The sequence below is a fragment of the Cobetia sp. SIMBA_158 genome, from assembly GCF_046566945.1.
GTDB lineage: Bacteria > Pseudomonadota > Gammaproteobacteria > Pseudomonadales > Halomonadaceae > Cobetia > Cobetia amphilecti.
The window spans coordinates 1-265 of the sequence record NZ_JAWJYL010000495.1 but is presented as its reverse complement, the minus strand read 5'-3'; the positions used below and the strand labels follow the sequence as shown (position 1 = coordinate 265).

1 protein-coding gene is annotated in these 265 nt (G+C 39.2%); it reads left to right on the top strand.

Features of this window, described 5'->3' with window-relative positions; translation table 11 throughout:
- A partial coding sequence (locus tag R2R70_RS20815) for a hypothetical protein (RefSeq protein ID WP_410979023.1) occupies positions 1-244 on the top strand: 244 nt, incomplete at its 5' end.
- Positions 245-265 lie beyond the last annotated feature (21 nt).

The following is a 265-nucleotide window of genomic DNA, read 5'->3' as shown; positions in this document are numbered from 1 at the left end:
CGGATTATCATTCACCCAGCACCAAGGGCTTGTTCGTACCGCAAAAACAACTGTAATATATACAAGAGCAACCACAAATGACGGCTGGAAACATCAAGGGACTTTTAATCTAACAAATACCATAGACAAGCAATATACCGCATTTGCCCAAACAGAAAACTGCAGATACGTCCGTATTGTTTTCTATAGCAGGCATGATGCTCAACCTTATATAGCAATGCCCGAAATTGGCGCTTACGAATAATAGTAAGAAATATACTAAAAG